Raw genomic sequence first — 1,762 nt, 5'->3', positions numbered from 1 at the left:
TCCGGTAGTCTTCGCAAAACCACCTGAATCAACGACTTGGGCTCGCGTCAAGCTAACCCACTGATACCACTCAACTTAGTTTCGGATCAGGCTCTTAGGCAATCATATGTATGGAAAGGTGGCGGACAAAGATCGTTACCAAAATACCATCGGGTGGTGGTTGCATCAGTGGTTTTTGGAGCACTGCCCAGAAAATCCGTTGCACAAAAAGCAAAAGCCGAAATATAAACGCGCTTCCACTCTATTGGATCACGCCTACATATTGGGCCTGTCGGTCAATTGGTTCGATATTTGGGATCAGCCGCGACATTTTACTACTGCGGAGCAGATCGAAAGAATACTTCATTCCGTCTTGGAGAGGCGACCCGACGGTTTTAAAATCGCCGGACGGCTTTTCAGCTACCTAGGCTTTGGCAAACTGTCACGACCTGCGGGTTCGCAGGCGCAGCACCGTGTGGTCAACGTCAAGAGCCAGATCCTTAGCCGACCCCAGTTTCAAGCATTACTGTCGCAACTCGAGCATGCGACGGGCCAGCGTGAAACTCATTGGTTTGCCGCCCTCCTCATGTTCCGCTGCGGCCTGCGCCCCCGTGAAGTCGTGGCTCTGGAAATCGATCACATCATCATTGCTGATGAGATTGTAGAGCTGACAGTTGCCGCGACACCATATGTGAGCCTCAAGAACAAGACGAGCGGCAGGCTGTTGCCCCTGCACGCGCTGCTCTCAGCAGATGAACTGGCTGAGTTGCTCAAATGGCGGGCACTGCGCATTCGCGATTGTGCTAGCGAGCGGAAGAACGCCCGGCTCTTGTTCGATACGGTCTACCATCCATCAGATTATCCCTATCTCTGCGACCGGATTGAGACAGCGATCCGCGCAGTCTGTAGGCAACCGCAAGCTACTACTGACGAGCGAAAAACCGCAGCCTATATCTTCAGTCGCTGCAGCATCTTGCGTCACAGTTTCGTGTCCTACGCGATAACAACCATGCTGTTTCCGAGAGATGCTCATGAGTTTAGGCTACCCGCCGGCATAACTTCAGATCTTGTGTCATTGGCTCGTCGCGACCGCCTGGAACACGCCTTGCTCAGCGAAGGACACTTGGGCTTGTCCTCCTTGGAAGCCGTGCGACAATTGACGGGTCACTCGAGGTTCCAACGCACCATCGGCACCTATACTCATCTCATGGATCTGGTTGCCGCGGCTTATTGCTGGCGGCGGTCCTGTGAGCCTTCGCTGCCAGCAGAAGTGCTCTGCCAGCTGGCACCTGACAAGCCCAAGGCGGAAACACTCAGCCATTACGCTCGCAAGGAAAGTTCGGCGGAGCAGTCTGCAATAGCAACAGCCGTTGACGCGCTACAGAACGAGCAAGAAGTCATAAATCTCGTGTTGCCGCGCGCGCGGCGACCGCGGGGAAAGACGTTCCCGGCGTGGATGCCGCAAGGCAATGCATTCCTGTCTCAGCTTCGCAGCAAGTCACCTCCTGACGCTAAGGAAGGTCTCGTGGCGATGCCTGAATGGCGCCGAGATGAGGTCGCTGACTACTACAGCTTGAATCAAATCGTGCAGATGGCCTCACGTGGCGTTCCTGCAACATTGATCGCGGATGAGCTCGGAGTACGCCTGGTGCATGTCGAGCGACTGGCTCGCCGGTTTCACCAACTGCTTAGGCGGCGTGGACAAATTTGAGCCAGTATCTGGCGGTGGCGAGATGGACCATCCCGAGGAAGCTGTTGGCCAGTTGATCGTATCGGGTGGCGA

1 protein-coding gene is annotated in these 1,762 nt (G+C 55.3%); it reads left to right on the top strand.

Annotated features, from left to right (window positions below):
- Nucleotides 1–106: 106 nt before the first annotated feature.
- Nucleotides 107–1,690, top strand: a complete 1,584-nt coding sequence (locus IQ25_RS20945; RefSeq protein ID WP_144908213.1) for a site-specific integrase — start codon at nt 107–109, stop codon at nt 1,688–1,690.
- Nucleotides 1,691–1,762: the final 72 nt, after the last annotated feature.

Source organism: Novosphingobium taihuense (assembly GCF_007830315.1).
GTDB classification, from domain to species: Bacteria; Pseudomonadota; Alphaproteobacteria; order Sphingomonadales; family Sphingomonadaceae; genus Novosphingobium; species Novosphingobium taihuense.
This window is presented reverse-complemented; position numbering and strand designations above follow the sequence as displayed.

Bases quoted from the DNA above. Each gene is read 5' to 3' on its own strand.
- IQ25_RS20945 (WP_144908213.1), top strand. From the start codon at position 107: ATGTATGGAAAGGTGGCGGACAAAGATCGTTACCAAAATACCATCGGG.